Here is a 15,652-nt window from a genome sequence, read left to right on the forward strand (position 1 = left end):
AAACCCAAAATTGAGAGCAATTGAATTTAATGACTTTTATCAGTTGAATCAAATTTTGTTATCTCTTCAAAATGATTTATGTTTGAATGCAATAACTTATGAATTTTTTACCCCGCTGTGTTTTATTATTAAAAACCAACACTATGAAGACTATGAAAATTACTATCGCTATGCTGCTCCTAACTTTTTTAATGAGCTGCAATAAAAATGAACAATATACGATTATAGGCCGTGTTTTGTATGGCTGTGATTCACTTATTGTGAATGACAATAGTTTTTTACTAACACAGGAATTTAAAGAGGCATCACTTATACCGAGTAAAAGAGACCCAATTTACAGAGGTTTCTTTACAGATGGGAATGGTCGCTTTAAAATTATATATAAAAGGAAAGAAGCTGTTAATACAGATCTAGAATTTTATTTCAATAATAACCATGTATATGAAGGAATTCCAGCCTACCAAGATGTTGATCTTGGTAATGTTTATGTTGGTAATACATTTGTAAGTTTCAAAATAAGACTTGATGTGGATAGCGCTTACACTGCGAGTGATACCCTAATTATTAAAACTCATAATCAACTTCAGATTCAAATTCCAGGACCTTTTCAAAATGGGGTTGTGGATACAGTTTATAACTTTTCTTATTTTAGATCTCATCACTACACAGAAGGCGTTGAAATTAATATTGTAAATTATAGAATTTTGAATTCAGGTGTAGTTCAACAAGGTAATGTTGATTTTATGATTCCTAAATTATGCACAAACGAGCTTTTTGAAGCAGTTATAAAAATAGAGTAGAAATTAATTGATGGTTTTAAAATAAAAAAAAAGCATCCAAAATTAATTTCTGGATGCTTTAATAAATTGAATATCAAAATTATTATGTTCGGGAGTCATCTCCGTTAACAATTAACCATTAAACATTATTTTACTAACTTTCAATCAGTTTTTCTAAAGCCGAATTGTAAGATTTTTTCGCTTCTTGGATAAATCCAAAATGATCATCATCCACAACCAATTTCCCTTGTGTTACGTGACCTAGCAATGTGAAGTTAATACCTGAGTTCATCATGAATTCGATAAATTCTTCTTCACTTACTTCGTTTACTCCAACAAGTACACGTCCTGTAGATTCTCCAAATAGGAAAGCATCTTCACGGATTTCAGCATCTGTTACAATGTCAAAACCTAATTCGTTTGGAATAGCCATTTCTGATAGGGTAATAAATATTCCACCAACAGAACAGTCATGTGCAGCATTCACTAAATCTTTTTTGATCAAAGATTTAATTACTTCTTGCAATTTATACTCTTTGTCCATATTAAAGTGTGGAGCAGGTGATGCTTTTACGCCATGATAAGCGTATAAATATTCTGAACTTGCAATGCATTCAACAGCTTCCCCAATGATGAAAATTAGATCTCCTTTGGTTTTAAAATCAAGTGACATTGCTTTCTTTTTATCTTCTAGCAATCCAACCATTCCAATGGTAGGAATTGGAGAAATAGAAACTTCCTCGCCGTCAATAATTGACTGATCTTGGAAAGAAACCTTTTTATTTATAACGGGAGTTTTGAATTTTTCACAAGCGGCTGACATTCCTCTAATGGAGTTTGTAAAGTGCCAACTTGTTTCTGGATTATTTGGATTGCCAAAGTTAAAACAAGTCGAAATTGCCTTTGGCTCACCTCCTGAACAAACAATGTTTCTCGCCGCTTCTGCAACCGCAATTGAAGTACCGATTTGTGGATCAGCTTTTATATATCTTGGGTTACCACCAACTGTAATTGCTAAACCACGATTTGTATCTTCAATATGAACCATTCCTGCATCCGATAGAGGTTTTCCAATATTTGCACCAGTTCTTTTCAAGGTGTTGAAATGATTGTTAATCCATCTTTTTGATGCAATATTAGGTTGTTTCAATAAGAAATCTGCGACTTCTTTAAGGTCTTCTGGTTCCTTAACATCATTAATATTAAACGCTTTGCTTTCTTGAAAATATGCTGGAGCGGTAATTTTTTCATCACCTACTATATCTTCATTGACCTTAATGAGTGAATCAATTGGTAGATTTGCAATTAGTACCTTATTATTATAGTAACGAATACTTTTTAAATCAGTTTCAACACTAAATTGATCCGCTTTTAAATCAAATTTAGCACATATATCTTTTATTACTTTTTCTGAGCAAAAATCAAGTGTTTGCAAATGGTTTTCAGTTCCTGAAGTGTCGCCTTTCTTTTTGGAATTAATAATTCCTACCGAAAATGTGTTTACAATTGAAGTACTATTAAATGAATTGTCAAAAAACACATCTCCTTCCAAAGAAGTTATTTTAGAAGTATTTGCAGAGTCACTAATTGCTTTAATTGCTTCTGTTAATGATTTTTTAGACGCATTATTTTCGATAGTTCCAAAACGAAATGAGTTGATTTGTGCTATTGTGTCAAAATTGAGTCCAGATTTATGATTTGTTTCAGAAGATTGCGATTGATTAAGTGTACTTGCATTTAAAACACAACCGATATCTTCACCCAAATCGATAATTCCGCCATCTTTATCTATGTTTGGTAGTGTTTTAATCCATTTTTCAATGTGTATTAAAGAAAATGAACCAGACCACATCGTTCCATAAATATTAGTTTCAGTAATATTTGGTGTTCTGCCTAAAGTCTTTTTGATCAGCTCAAAATCATCTTTTGTTAAGCCAAGCTCTTTAGCTTCTTCTAGTGTTGCTTCTTGTTGAATTGTACTTTCCATATCTTTAAATTGTTAGGCGAAAATAATGATTTTGAAGCTTCTTTTGAACCTTTTATAATTTGTTTTCCAGATTCGTGTTTTCCGATTATATTTAAACAGAGGGACGCCTTGGAAATCAAAGGATTTTAAAAATTAATGAAAATAATGTTTGGATGTAAGTTTAATTAGTAGTAATTTTTCTAACATTTTAAAACCAAGGCTATGCAAGAAATTATAAACGTTAAACCCCAAATAGTTCAGAAGGAAGTTATTCCTCAGTTAAAATTTCAAAGGGGAGTAAAAATTAAGCAACAGGATGGTTTGATGGAAAGCTTGATGGAAGCAACTAAATTGGGAAACTTGCATCATGGTAAAGTTGCTATCATTTTTGAAGATGATGAAGGGATTAAACAAGTTGAAACTACAATTTGGGCTACAGGTCTAAAATATATTTGTTTGAAAGGAGGAATGTGGTTACCCATTGGAAGTATCCACAGAATTGTGTTTATTTAACAAAAGTAATTAATTGTAGGAATACAAGAATGTTGTCATAAATCTAAGGTATTTCTAAAAGAGTTTGTTTAAATTTGAAGCACGACAAACGTCGTGCTTTTTTTGAAATGGATTAAAATGTGATTATAATTTTGCCAAAACTGCGTTTCTTAATTGAATGTGGTTTTAGTTTTTTTATTCAGTTCTAATTTGAAAAAGTTGTTGTTTTAGTTGAATTTATGGGGGATACCTCGAAAGAAAATTTTATATAACATGATAAGATCGATAAGCTTACTTTTAATGATTGTTTTCAGTTTCTATAGTTTCTCACAAGTTGAGTATCCTGAAGATAAAGTAAAATGGGAATTTAAAGTGAAACAATCTGGATGTGAAGCCGAAATAATTGGTGAATTCAAAGTAGATAAGCATTGGCACATTAATGCTTTAAATCTTCCAGCTGATAATTTTGGGATTCCAACGACTTTTAAATTACACAAATCTCCAAATTATAAAATTATTGGAAAGGTAATCGAACCTAAACCAGTAGAGAAATATGATGAAATTTCTGAAGAAAGTTTACGTTACCACGCAGGGAAATTCACGCTTAGACAAAAAATTAAGATTACAACAGACAAAGATTTCGAGTTAAAGCTTGATTTTGGATTCCAACCATGTGACTCTGTAAAGTGCTTATTCCCTTTCGAAGATGTTTTTACTGTTAAGGTAAAAGGTTGTGAAATTATAGTTGAAAAAAATAATCAGTCAAGTCCTACTAAACTGCAATCAGGTAGCGATGCTACAGATGCTGATCTCCAAGCCGATATTGAGGAGTCTGAAGACCAGTCAGTAGTCGTTGCAGATGAAATTGACGACAATGACGAAGAGGAAGCACTAGTTGTAGTTGATGCCAACGAAAAAAAGCAAAGTAAAAGTGATCCAACTGGAAGATCTTTGTGGTGGATTTTCGGAGTTTCATTTGGTAGTGGACTATTAGCACTTGTTACACCTTGTGTTTTCCCGATGATTCCAATGACCGTTAGTTTCTTTACTAAACAAAGTAAAACCAAGAAACAAGGAATAAATAACGCCATTAAATACGGAATTTCAATTATTGTAATTTACATTGTTTTAGGAACACTGGTCACCGCTTTATTTGGTGCCGAGTCCTTAAACAGTATGTCTACCGACCCGATATTTAACTTTGTATTCTTTATTCTCTTGGTCGTTTTCGCTATCTCTTTTATGGGAGCTTTCGAAATAAGTTTACCAAGTTCTTGGGCAAATAAAGCAGATTCAAAAGCAGACAAAGGAGGATTCGTTGGGATATTCTTTATGGCATTGGCTTTAGCATTGGTTTCCTTCTCTTGTACAGGACCAATTGTTGGAATTTTATTAGTTACAGCAGCATCAGAAGGTGGAATGGCTCCTTTTATAGGAATGTTCGGATTTTCATTAGCATTGGCTTTGCCGTTTGCATTGTTCGCAGCATTCCCGGGTTGGATGAATACTTTACCAAAATCAGGTGGATGGTTGAACTCAGTAAAAGTAGTTTTAGGATTCCTAGAATTAGCTCTTGCATTTAAGTTCTTATCAAATGCAGATTTAGCGCTACAGTGGCACTTCCTAGAAAGAGAAGTTTTCCTTGCAATTTGGATTGGGATTTTCTTGGTGCTGGCATTGTATCTGTTTGGAAAGTTGAGATTGCCGCACGATAGTCCAATCGAAAAATTATCTGTTGGAAGAACACTTTTTGGAACAACAGTTTTAATATTCGTAATTTATTTAATTCCAGGAATGTGGGGTGCGCCATTGAAATTGATTAGCGCCTTCCCTCCACCGATGAGTTATAGTGAAGCTCCGCTAGGTTTTGGCGGCAGTGGGTCAGCTCCTGTAAGTAAAGGAGATTTTATTGAAGGAACACATTTAGGACCTCAAAATATTATGGTTTTCCATGATTACGATAAAGCTTTAGCACATGCTGATAAAGTGAACAAACCTTTATTTGTTGATTTTACAGGCCATAATTGTGTGAATTGTCGAAGAATGGAACAAAGTGTTTGGGGAGAACCTGGGATTTTAGAAATTCTTAGAGATGAGGTGGTAATCGTTTCTTTATATGTTGATGAACGTATCGATCTTCCTAAAAAAGAACAGGTAACTGTTACTTATCCAAATGGAAGAGAAAAGAATTTGAAAACTACAGGAGATAAGAATTCTTTCTTGCAAGTTTCAGAATATCAAGTGACTGCTCAGCCTTATTACATTTTACAAAATGGTAAAGGAGAAGATTTAGATATCGGACCTGCCGATTATCAAAATCACAGCAATCCAGATGACTTTAAGAAGTGGCTTGAAGTGGGACTTAATGCTTACAATAGAGCAAAGTAATTAGAGGTTTCTAAAAGAAACTCATTAAATACTGAGGGGTTTCTTCAATTTAAAATAGCTAAAGCGTTTTAGATTGAGGAAACCCCTTTTTTTGTTGGTTTCACGAAAGTTAACTAAACGCATCAGTGCAACTGCAGCGCTGCTAAACTTTAAATAAAATAAAGCTAAATCCAAAAATATAATCATACCTAATCCTTAACATCCTTACGCTTGTATTTTTTTAAGAAATCCAAGAATGAAAGAATCATTTTCTCTGCCAAAATTCAAGGATTAATTGGTATAATGTATTACTTTTGTCAAAACTATATAGAGATGATTGAACGAGCAAATGCAGTTTTAGTTTTAGAAGACGGAACTACTTTTCACGGTAAAGCAATAGGGAAAATAGGTAAAGCGGCTGGAGAGTTAGCTTTTAATACAGGGATGACTGGATACCAAGAGGTTTTTACAGATCCGTCCTATCTCGGACAATTGGTGATAATGACTTCGCCACATATTGGTAACTACGGAACAACTGCTTCAGAATCTGAATCAGATCATATCCAGTGTGCAGGAATCATAGTTAAAAAGTTCTCAGAAGTTGCTTCTCGTGATATTTCTGATTTACCACTTCAAGATTTTTTAGTAAGAGACGAAAAAGTAGGTATTTCTGATATCGATACACGTGCTTTGGTGCGTTATATTCGTTCTAAAGGAGCAATGAATGCAATTATCTCTTCTAATGAAGATGATAAAATTGAAGATTTAGTTGAAGAATTGAAAAGCGTTCCTTCAATGGAAGGTCTTGAATTGGCAAGTAGGGTTTCTACAAAAGAAGCTTATGTGTCTCCTTCTACAACTGGAAAAAGTCACTATAAAGTAGCTTTATTGGATTTCGGAACTAAACGAAACATCGCAAAATGTTTGAATGAACGAGATTGTGAAGTGAAAGTTTTTCCAATGAACTCCACGCTAGATGAACTTTTAGCATACCAACCCAATGGATTTATGTTGTCGAACGGACCTGGTGATCCAGCGGTAATGACATCTTCTCATCAATTGGTCAAAGAAATTATAGACACAAATATTCCAGTTTTTGGAATTTGTATGGGACACCAAATCATTGCAGCAAGTCAAGGTTTGGAAACAGAAAAAATGCATCAAGGACACCGTGGTTTAAATCACCCGGTATTGAATCATAGAACAGGAAAAGGGGAGATCACAAGTCAGAATCATGGTTTTGTTGTTTCTAGAGTAAGCGCTGAGGACAATGAGAATATTGAAATCACACACTCGCATTTGAATGACAACACTGTTGCTGGAATTGCATTGAAAAATAAATTGGTTTTTTCAGTACAGTACCACCCAGAGTCTTCCGCTGGACCTCATGATTCAAGATATCTTTTTGATAATTTTGTTACTAATATGGATACTTATAAACAATCATAATCTAATCATAAACTTTTAAATCCAAATTCAATGAGTTATATTGCTAATGTTTTTGCGCGTCAGATTTTAGATTCAAGAGGAAACCCAACAATCGAGGTAGATGTATACTCTAGCCAAGGAAGATTGGGAAGAGCAGCAGTTCCTTCTGGAGCTTCAACAGGAGTTCATGAGGCTGTGGAATTAAGAGATGAAGATCCTAAAAGATACATGGGGAAAGGTGTTCAAAATGCCGTTGCCAATGTAAATACTGTAATTAACGAAGCTTTACAAGGAATGTATTTGTTCGATCAAAAAGCAATTGACCAAAAGTTAATTGAAATTGATGGTACAGAAAATAAAGGAAGAATTGGAGCGAATGCCATTTTAGGTGTTTCTCTAGCAGCGGCAAAAGCTGCAGCAGCGGATGTTGGAATGTCTTTCTTTAAATATGTTGGAGGTTTAGGCGCAAACACAATGCCTGTTCCAATGATGAATATTTTAAATGGAGGTTCTCACGCTGACAATAAAATTGACATTCAAGAATTTATGGTGATGCCTTTGGGAGCGAAATCTTTTTCTGAAGGATTACGCATGGGAACAGAGATTTTTCATAACCTAAAAAAGGTATTACAAGACAAAGGTCACTCTACAAACGTTGGAGACGAAGGAGGATTTGCTCCAAATTTAGGGTCTAACGAGGAAGCAATTGAAATCGTTTTAGAAGCGATTGAGAAAGCAGGATATAAACCAGGAGAAAATGTTTGGATTGCTTTAGATGCAGCGAGTTCAGAATTTTACAACAAAGAAACAGGAAAATATGTTTTTGAATCGACTGGAACAGAAATGACTTCAGAAGAATTTGTTCAATATTGGAAAGAATGGGTTGAGAAATATCCAATTATTTCAATCGAAGATGGATTAGATGAAGACGACTGGAAAGGTTGGAAATTATTGAACGAAGCAATTGGCGATAAAGTTCAATTGGTTGGAGATGATTTATTCGTTACCAACACCAAAAGATTAGCAAGAGGAATTAAAGAAGGTTCTGCCAATTCAATTTTGATTAAAGTGAACCAAATTGGAACACTTTCTGAAACAATTGAAGCAGTTCAAATGGCAACTCAGAATTCTATGACATCAGTAATGAGTCACAGAAGTGGAGAAACTGAAGATACTACAATTGCAGATTTAGCAGTTGCTTTAGGATGTGGGCAAATCAAAACGGGTTCAGCTTCTAGAAGTGACAGAACAGCAAAATACAATCAATTGATTAGAATTGAAGAAGAGCTTGGAGATAGCGCTTACTATCCAGGAATGGACTTTAAGTATATTTCAAAAAAGTAAACTTAATTCTCTTTAGAATTTAGGATTTCAAGAATAGGGTTAAATAAAGATTCTTTTACTTTTGTAAATAGGCAACTCAAATCACTTTCTTTTCGTTTTAATATTGAAACATAAAGAAAGTGATTATGAAACCTATAAATACACATCAATTAAAAAATATTAAAGTAAATTCATTCTTTGAATTGAAATCTATTTTGCTACTGCTATCATTCTTTATTCTTCAAGGAGCATCGAATGTTTTTGCTCAAATAACATTGACAAATCCTAACGTTACTCCAGCTTATGCTGTGACCGATGTATTATTAGGTCAAGGAGTAGTTGCTACTAATATAACTTTTAATGGAAGTCCATTTTTAATAAACAATCCACAGAATTCAGTCCGTGAATTTTCAAATACTTCGGCTGCCTTTCCATTGTCTGGAGGTGTATTAATGCAAACAAATGGAGGGAGTGTAGTCACTGATGCTGATTTAAGTGCGATTACACCCAATAATGTTACTAATGGTGCCATTTTAGAATTTGATTTTGTGCCAGATGGTGACACGCTCTCTTTTAGTTACATTTTCACTTCGGCAGAATATTCAAGTTTTACTTGTTCTAACTTTAATGATGTTTTTGGCTTCTTTATTTCAGGACCGGGTATAACTGGTCCATATTCTAATAATTCTCAAAATATTGCAATAGTTCCAGGATCAAATAATATTCCTGTAGGTATTAACACAGTTAATTCAGGTTCTGCTTCAGGTGGTTCAGGTACAAACTGTTCAAATATTGATCCTAACTGGGTAGCTAATTCAGTTTATTTTACTACAATTTATAACAGTATTTATAATAATTCACCAGCAATCACTACAGCTCCAAATTATAATGGAAGTACAGTAGAGTTAACTGCAAATGCGAGTGTTATTTGTGGTGAGGTTTATCATATTAAGCTTGCGATTTCTAATGTTAGTGACCAATCTTATAATTCTGCTGTATTCCTAAAAGCTGGATCTTTTGCTTCCGAGCCGAATATTGTGATAAGCAGTAATAATGTTACTTCTAACTATTTAGACACTGTGATTGTTGAAGGTTGTGATGTTGGGAGTTTCTGTTTTGAAAGAACCTTAGCTCAAAGTCTAGATACATCAATAGTTTATTACGAATTATCTGGTTTAGCAATTAGGGCTCTTGACTATACTTTTACAAACCTTCCGAATTCAGGTGATAGTATTGTACTTCCTCCTGGTGTAACTAACTTTTGCTTGAATTTTAATCCTACAGATGATGGGTTTTATGAGGGTCCACAGGATATTTTCCTTACGGCCTATACAATAAATTCGTGCGGTGATTCTACTTTTTCTTATGCCGATATTTGGATTGTGGATAAACCCCTCGATTTAATTACGGATGCAGGAGCAGATACTACAGTTTGTAGTGGTGGAACTGGGACTTTAAATGGAACCTTTACAATACCTACAAATCAAATAAAATGGACTTACACAGGACCCGGAAATGTGGTTTTTACCCCCGACGATGAAACCATAAATGCAGGTGTTGCTTTTGATACGCCCGGACAATATGAATTTTTCCTTACTGAAAAGAATGATTCTTGTGCCTTGCTGAAAGTTGATTCTATGATTGTAATTTATGAAGAACTTACATTTAATGTTTCTAGCGATACTACAATTTGTGAAAATGGAGAAGCAACTTTGTTTGCAAATGCAACAGGAGCAACTAATTTTGAATACCATTGGGGACACACGACGGATTTAAGTGCTAATCAGTCTATAATGCCTGCTTCACAAACAAACTTAACGGTTTTTGCAAGGTCTGATTCCGGATGTGTAACTCCAACTGAAACAATTGTTGTCGATGTTTTACCTCCATTAGGTTTGAGCAGTACTGCGTCACAAACCATTTGTCCTGGAGAGTCCATTAATGTTACATCCACTGTCTCAGGAGGAAATGGAGGTCCATATAATTATACTTGGACAGATCCAACAGGTGCGATTGTAGGTACTTCAAATATTATCAATGTATCACCAGCAGTAACAACAATCTATACGGTTTTTGTTTCGGACGATTGTGAAAGTACACCTAAAGTGAGTACTTCTGAAGTTGTTGTAGCTGAACTTCCTGCTGTTAAGTTTGGTGTCGTTGATGGTGAGATTTGTACACCGGCAGAGTTTGTTATATTCAATCAAACAGATCCACTTTTAGTTCAGGATACTTATTGGTATATTTCTGATGATCAAGTTTTCATGCAAAATGATACAATTAACGTACTTATCACAGAGGCTGGAGTATATGGTGTTCGAATGGTTATTGTAACTCCTGATGGTTGTGTAGATTCATTGTCTATAAATGAAATGTTAACTGTTTATCCTAAGCCGAAAGCAGATTTCACTTATTATCCAAAACCTGCAACTATTTTAAATGCAGAAGTTAATTTCCAAAACTATAGTGAAGATGCGGATACTTATTATTGGAGTTTTGAAGGTGGAAATCCGATATTCTCTACTTTAGAAGATCCTAAAACACAATACCCAGAAGGTGTGGCTGCTACTTATGAAGTAGAATTGATTTCAACCTCAATGTTTAATTGTAAGGATACAATAACGAAAATAGTTGCTGTAATCCCAGAGGTGTTGATTTTTGCGCCAAACTCATTTACTCCAGATGGTGATGAATTAAATCCAACTTGGAAGCCTGTTATAGAAGGAATTGATAAAATGAATGTTACTGTAGAAGTCTATAACCGTTGGGGTGAAAAAGTATGGGAATCACATAACCTTGATGTTGGTTGGGATGGAACTTACGGACAAGGAGGTTCTTTAGTGAAGGTAGGGGCCTATGTATGGAAAATACAAGCAACAAACCTTATCAACGACGATAAATATGTTTGGGATGGTGTCTTGACTGTTATTTATTAAGGAATTATAGAATTACGAATTACGAATTAAAAAAAAAAAGGCGAATCTCATTTGAGATTCGCCTTTTTTAATTTTATAGAAGGTCTAATTGATGTAATTTCTTACTTTAATGATTCATGTCTTAACTTGAGTTTAATGGGTTCTTCAAAATAACGCACTATTTAATCGTTAAGACATTATAGATAAGACCGAATTTAATGGTCTCAGAAATAGTTAAAACTATGTACTTTATTGCATCTAGCTTTAGCTTCTAAAAAACTTTATATCCAACATTCGATTTTGATGTTAGAAAAAAGACAAAAAGTCTAATGTCTAACATCTAAATATTTCGCTAGCTATTGAATTTTATTTTCAAATGAACCTATGGCACTTTTAGTCCATAGTGGTTCAGTAGTTTAATTGTCTCTTGAAATAAAAGTTACAGTCACGCTAGAACCAACATTCGTAATTCGTAATTATCTTAATTCGTAATTGATTTAATTCCCGGTAATTCTTTTCCTTCAAGATATTCTAGCATTGCACCACCACCAGTTGATACGTAGCTTACTTTATCTGCTAGGTTCAACATGTTGATCGCTGCAACAGAATCGCCTCCACCAATCAAAGTAAAAGCTCCATTTGATGTAGCATTCACTAATGAGTTGGCTATTGCAACTGTTCCATTCATAAAGTTTTCCATCTCAAAAACTCCCATTGGACCATTCCATAAAATGGTTTGAGAAGACTGAATTACCGTATTAAATTGTTGAATAGCATCTGTTCCAATATCTAAGCCCATCCAGCCATCAGGGATTTTTGAAATATCACAAGATTTTGCATTGGCATCATTCGCAAATTTATCTGCTATGATGGTGTCGCTTGGTAAATGGATTTGCACACCCTTTTCCTTGGCCATTTCAAGGACTTTTTTAGCGGTATCAATATAATCATCTTCAACTAATGAATCTCCAACTTGTCCGCCTTGTGCTTTTACAAATGTATAAGCCATTCCACCACCAATAATAATCTGGTCAACGGAATCCATCAATTTTTCAATAATCGTGATTTTGGAACTTACTTTTGCACCTCCAATTATAGCCGTAGTTGGTGGCTTTGGATCATGAAGTAAAACATCAATGTTCTTTATTTCTTTTTCAAGTAACAATCCAAAGTATTTGTCGTTTGGAAAGTTTTCTGCAATAATAGCAGTACTTGCGTGTGCTCTGTGCGCTGTTCCAAAAGCGTCATTAATATAAATATCACCATGCTTTGAAAGCTTTTTGGCAAACTCAGAATCCCCTGATTTTTCCTCTCCATAGAAACGGAGGTTTTCCAACATTACAACTTCACCTTTTTTGAGGTCTTTAGTGTAGTTAAAAGCTTCCTCACCAATACAATCACCAAGAAACTTAACTTTCCTACCTATTAATTGCTCCAATTCGCTAATTACATGCTTTAATGAGAACTTTTCTTCATATCCGCCTTTTGGCCTTCCTAGGTGTGACATTAAAATTACGCTTCCACCTTTCTCTAAGATGAGTTCTATGGTCGGAACAGCAGCTTTAATTCGAGTATTGTCAGTGATTTTATTGTCTGCATTTAAAGGTACATTGAAATCAACACGAATTAAAGCGCGCTTATTTTCAAAGTCAACATTAGAAATAGTTTTCATGGCTTGTTATATTTTCCAACAAATTTAATACAATCTTTAATAAGGGGATTTTTAATGATTGAAGATTTGTGTTTAGACGGTATAAGAAGTGTTAATTTGATTTTAAAACGTTTTTTAATTTATTTTTAATAATCTTTTACAGTCTTTTAATTGAATTAATAGATTTTCGAGAATTTCTTTAAAGCTTGATTGTAAAAGGGTTTGAGCCTGAATAAGGCCTGTTTTTTAAAAGTCACAAAGTATACAACAGTTCACTATTGGAAGTATTTAATTATTCCTTAAATTCGTATTACTTATTTTTTGTATATTTATAAGACAAAATTTCAATATATATGTCTGTTACAGAAGTTTCGGAGTTAAACCTTGCTTTACGCAAGTATTTTGGGTACGATCAGTTCCGTGGTGATCAAGAATCTATTATTAAAAGTATTCTAGATAAAAAGAATACATTTGTTATCATGCCAACAGGTGGTGGTAAATCGATGTGCTATCAACTTCCGGCTTTATTGTCAGAAGGAACAGCAATTATCGTTTCTCCGCTGATTGCATTGATGAAAAATCAAGTGGATGCTATTCGAAATGTGAGTGATGACGATTCTGTCGCTCATGTACTGAATAGTTCTTTATCAAAAACGGATGCTAATCGTGTTAAGGAAGATATTAAAGCAGGGAAAACAAAATTGCTTTATGTTGCTCCAGAATCACTGACTAAGCAATCGAATATTGATTTTTTCACTTCAGTGAAGATTTCATTCTTCGCAATTGATGAGGCACACTGTATTTCTGAATGGGGACATGATTTCCGTCCAGAATATCGTCGACTTCGTGAAATTTTCGAAGCTATTTCAGACGTTCCAATTATTGCATTAACAGCAACAGCAACTCCAAAAGTTCAACAAGATATTCAGAAAAACTTGAATATGTTGGATGCACACTTATATAAAGCGTCCTTTAATAGAGACAATCTTTATTATGAGGTACGACCAAAAAGAGATGTTGAAAAAGAGATCATAAAATACATTCGTAAACGGAAGGGTAAATCAGGAATTATCTATTGTCTTTCACGAAAGAAAGTAGAACAATTATCTGAAATTTTACGTGTAAATGGGATCAATGCCTTGGGTTACCATGCCGGAATGGATGCCGCAACAAGAGTAAAACATCAAGATGCATTCCTAATGGAAGAAGCCGATGTGATTGTTGCAACAATTGCTTTCGGAATGGGAATTGACAAGCCGGATGTTCGATTTGTTATCCACCATGATATTCCAAAATCTTTAGAGAGTTATTACCAAGAAACTGGTCGTGCCGGAAGAGATGGTGGAGTAGGAGAATGTGTTGCTTTCTATGCTTACAAAGACATTGAGAAATTAGAAAAATTCTTGCAAGGGAAACCGGTGGCAGAACAAGAAGTTGGAAGACAACTATTATTCGAAATTGTGTCTTATGCTGAAACTTCAATTTGTAGAAGAAAGTATTTATTGCATTATTTTGGAGAGGAATACGATGATTCGCGCTGTTCTGAAATGTGTGACAATTGTCGAAATCCAAAAGAGAAAACAGAAGGAAAAACAGAGGTTTTAAATCTTTTACATTCAGTTATTGAATTGAAAGAAATGCAACGTGCTCCTCATATATGCTCTTTCTTAAATGGAGAAAATACAACAGAAATTAATTCATATAAACATAATCTTTTACCTCATTTCGCATCTGGAAAAGAACATGATAAGATATTATGGAATGCTGTAATCCGTCAAGCTTTAGTGGCTGGATTGATCTCAAAAGATATTGAGACTTACGGTGTAATTAAAATGACGGAAAGAGGTCATGAGTTTATTGAAAAACCGCATTCATTTATTTTGGTTAAAGAACATGATTATACTTTAGATGAAGACAGTGGTGACGACACTATGGGCAATATGAAAGATGCTTTTGATGAAGAACTTTATCAAGCATTGTTAGATTTACGTAAGCAAATCTCTAGAGATAAAGATATTCCACCATTTGTTATTTTCCAAGAAGCTAGTTTGAGAGATATGTCATTCCAATATCCTATTAATAAGGAGGAATTGACAAATATTCAAGGTGTTGGATTAGGAAAAGCAAAAAGATATGGTGCTCCATTCTTGACATTAATTAAAGAATATGTTGAGACCAATGATATTGAGCGTCCACAAGATATGGTCGTTAAATCATTAGTCAACAAATCAGGATTAAAAGTCCAGTTGATTCAAAATATTGATAGAAAATTACCTTTAGAAGACATAAGTAATTCTCAAGGAAAATCAATGGATGAAATTATTGATGAAATCGAAATGATTGTCAACTCTGGAACAAGAGTGAACATTAATTATTATATCGATGAAATCTTAGATGAAGATAATCAAGAAGAAATTTATGATTATTTCTCAGAAGCGAAAACAGATTCACTTCAAGAGGCATATGATGAATTTGATGGAGATTATTCAGAAGAAGAATTGAGGTTGATGCGTATCAAGTTTATGTCAGAAATGGCCAATTAGTCTTTGCAAGAAACGTCAAATACTGCGTTAAGTACATTTTTAATTGCAGTTGTTTATAAAGATAAACGCCTGACAATTAAGAGTATAACATGCCTTGTCTTTGACATTTCTATTCAAAGACCTCTGATTATTTCAAATTGGTGATGATTGATTAAAGCAAAGGTTTTAATGCGAAGCATCCCTCTCCC

Annotated in this window: 9 protein-coding genes; 7 read left to right on the forward strand and 2 right to left on the reverse strand. The window is 34.0% G+C overall.

The window, feature by feature from the left end; genetic code table 11:
* Positions 1-143: 143 nt before the first annotated feature.
* Positions 144-800, forward strand: coding sequence for a hypothetical protein (locus ERX46_RS03190; protein ID WP_130092381.1), 657 nt, complete (start codon positions 144-146; stop codon positions 798-800).
* Between the two features lie 133 nt (positions 801-933).
* Here ERX46_RS03190 and ERX46_RS03195 read toward each other — a convergent pair whose 3' ends face one another.
* On the reverse strand, positions 934-2,766 hold the full coding sequence (locus tag ERX46_RS03195) for an AIR synthase related protein (RefSeq protein WP_130092382.1): 1,833 nt from the start codon (positions 2,764-2,766) through the stop codon (positions 934-936).
* A gap of 201 nt (positions 2,767-2,967) precedes the next feature.
* On the opposite strand from ERX46_RS03195, the gene ERX46_RS03200 reads away from it, so the two are divergent.
* The 5 genes from ERX46_RS03200 to ERX46_RS03220 all read left to right on the forward strand — a co-directional run bounded on the left by ERX46_RS03200 (position 2,968) and on the right by ERX46_RS03220 (position 11,291).
* Positions 2,968-3,258, forward strand: a complete 291-nt coding sequence (locus ERX46_RS03200) for a hypothetical protein (protein WP_130092383.1) — start codon at positions 2,968-2,970, stop codon at positions 3,256-3,258.
* A gap of 252 nt (positions 3,259-3,510) precedes the next feature.
* Positions 3,511-5,625 carry a protein-disulfide reductase DsbD family protein gene (locus ERX46_RS03205; RefSeq protein ID WP_165366130.1) on the forward strand — a complete coding sequence of 705 codons (2,115 nt, stop codon included), beginning with the start codon at positions 3,511-3,513 and terminating at the stop codon, positions 5,623-5,625.
* A gap of 312 nt (positions 5,626-5,937) precedes the next feature.
* Complete coding sequence (carA, locus tag ERX46_RS03210; protein WP_207214107.1) at positions 5,938-7,053, forward strand: glutamine-hydrolyzing carbamoyl-phosphate synthase small subunit; 1,116 nt, start codon at positions 5,938-5,940, stop codon at positions 7,051-7,053.
* Positions 7,054-7,083: 30 nt separating this feature from the next.
* Positions 7,084-8,376 (forward strand): phosphopyruvate hydratase, encoded by a 1,293-nt coding sequence (gene eno / locus ERX46_RS03215; protein WP_130092384.1) that lies wholly within the window; start codon positions 7,084-7,086, stop codon positions 8,374-8,376.
* A 125-nt stretch (positions 8,377-8,501) separates the two neighbouring features.
* Entirely contained in the window at positions 8,502-11,291 is a 2,790-nt protein-coding gene (locus ERX46_RS03220) for a choice-of-anchor L domain-containing protein (RefSeq protein WP_130092385.1), read from the forward strand.
* Between the two features lie 460 nt (positions 11,292-11,751).
* Here the strand turns inward: ERX46_RS03220 and ERX46_RS03225 are convergent, their stop codons facing one another.
* Positions 11,752-12,942, reverse strand: a complete 1,191-nt coding sequence (locus tag ERX46_RS03225) for a phosphoglycerate kinase (protein ID WP_130092386.1) — start codon at positions 12,940-12,942, stop codon at positions 11,752-11,754.
* A gap of 332 nt (positions 12,943-13,274) precedes the next feature.
* Here ERX46_RS03225 and recQ point away from each other — a divergent pair, with 332 nt between their 5' ends.
* Positions 13,275-15,464, forward strand: a complete 2,190-nt coding sequence (gene recQ / locus ERX46_RS03230; RefSeq protein ID WP_130092387.1) for a DNA helicase RecQ — start codon at positions 13,275-13,277, stop codon at positions 15,462-15,464.
* The last annotated feature ends 188 nt before the right edge of the window (positions 15,465-15,652 follow it).

This window comes from Brumimicrobium glaciale (genome assembly GCF_004152935.1).
Classification (GTDB): domain Bacteria; phylum Bacteroidota; class Bacteroidia; order Flavobacteriales_D; family Crocinitomicaceae; genus Brumimicrobium; species Brumimicrobium glaciale.

What these genes read in the sequence shown, in the direction of transcription:
- ERX46_RS03190 (WP_130092381.1), top strand. Translation starts at nt 144, where the DNA reads ATGAAGACTATGAAAATTACTATCGCTATGCTGCTCCTAACTTTTTTA.
- ERX46_RS03195 (WP_130092382.1), bottom strand. Translation starts at nt 2,766, where the DNA reads ATGGAAAGTACAATTCAACAAGAAGCAACACTAGAAGAAGCTAAAGAG.
- ERX46_RS03200 (WP_130092383.1), top strand. Translation starts at nt 2,968, where the DNA reads ATGCAAGAAATTATAAACGTTAAACCCCAAATAGTTCAGAAGGAAGTT.
- ERX46_RS03205 (WP_165366130.1), top strand. Translation starts at nt 3,511, where the DNA reads ATGATAAGATCGATAAGCTTACTTTTAATGATTGTTTTCAGTTTCTAT.
- carA (WP_207214107.1), top strand. Translation starts at nt 5,938, where the DNA reads ATGATTGAACGAGCAAATGCAGTTTTAGTTTTAGAAGACGGAACTACT.
- eno (WP_130092384.1), top strand. Translation starts at nt 7,084, where the DNA reads ATGAGTTATATTGCTAATGTTTTTGCGCGTCAGATTTTAGATTCAAGA.
- ERX46_RS03220 (WP_130092385.1), top strand. Translation starts at nt 8,502, where the DNA reads ATGAAACCTATAAATACACATCAATTAAAAAATATTAAAGTAAATTCA.
- ERX46_RS03225 (WP_130092386.1), bottom strand. Translation starts at nt 12,942, where the DNA reads ATGAAAACTATTTCTAATGTTGACTTTGAAAATAAGCGCGCTTTAATT.
- recQ (WP_130092387.1), top strand. Translation starts at nt 13,275, where the DNA reads ATGTCTGTTACAGAAGTTTCGGAGTTAAACCTTGCTTTACGCAAGTAT.